This is a genomic window from Aeromonas finlandensis (assembly GCF_000764645.1).
Classification (GTDB): domain Bacteria; phylum Pseudomonadota; class Gammaproteobacteria; order Enterobacterales; family Aeromonadaceae; genus Aeromonas; species Aeromonas finlandensis.
This window is the reverse complement of record NZ_JRGK01000200.1, coordinates 1-983: the sequence shown is the minus strand read 5'-3', so window position 1 is coordinate 983 and position 983 is coordinate 1. Positions and strand designations below refer to the sequence as shown.

Here is a 983-nt window from a genome sequence, read left to right as displayed (position 1 = left end):
GGACAGCGAACACATGATCACCGCCGACGCGAGCGGCACCTATCGCCTCCATTTCGACAAGCCGCTGGTCGGAAAATGGCACATCCGGGTCGATGCCTTCGATCACGAGTGGCGATTGCAAGAGACCGTCCAGCTGCCCACCCAGGCCCCTGTCGAACTCGACCCGAAAGGACGCTAAGCCATGACCGGCTGTTCTCACTGTGGCGAGCCGGTGCTCGCCAGCAACCCTGCATCCGCATTCAGGGGGCTATAAACCATGACCCCTTGCTTTCACTGTGGCGAGCCAGTGCCCGCCAATAGTGGCTATTCCCTCGAGATAAAGGGGATTGTTCGCCCCATGTGCTGCCCCGGTTGTCAGGCGGTGGCGGAAACCATCATGGAGTGCGGTCTTGCCAGTTACTACGATCACCGCACCGCCCCCGGCACCAAGGGGGATCTGGTGCCCGAGGAGCTGGCCGCCCTCACCCACTACGACCTAGCAGAGATACAGCAGGAGTTTGTCACCGAAAGTAGCACTGGTCGCGAGACAACGCGCGAAATCCAGCTGACCGTCGAGGGGCTCACCTGCGCCGCCTGCGCCTGGCTTATTGAACGCCACCTGATGACCCTTGGCGGCCTGCGCTACATCAACGTCAACACCACCACCCACCGGGCCCGCATCAAGTGGGATCCGGACCAGCTCTCCCTGAGTGACATCCTCAAGGGATTCGCCCAGATCGGCTATCGCGCCTACCCGTTCCAGACCCACAGCCAAGAGGCCCTCTACGCCAAAGAGGTGCGCAGCTATATGTTCCGGCTGGCACTGGCAGGCCTGGGCTCGATGCAGGTAATGATGTGCGCCGTGGCCCTCTACATGGATCTCTTCATCAGTGTTGAAGATGAGTTCATGGTCTACTTCAAGTGGATAAGCTTGCTGCTCTCCACCCCCATCATGATCTACTCGGCCCAGCCCTTTTACGTGGGCGCCTGGCGCAGCCTGAAAC

At 60.6% G+C, this 983-nt stretch carries 2 protein-coding genes; both read left to right on the top strand.

The window, feature by feature from the left end; translation table 11 throughout:
• On the top strand, nt 1–178 hold a 178-nt coding region (locus LD28_RS0112570), incomplete at its 5' end, for a FixH family protein (RefSeq protein WP_033137307.1).
• 78 nt (nt 179–256) lie between these two features.
• Nucleotides 257–983: heavy metal translocating P-type ATPase metal-binding domain-containing protein (locus LD28_RS0112565; protein ID WP_162182397.1), on the top strand; the 727-nt coding region annotated here is incomplete at its 3' end.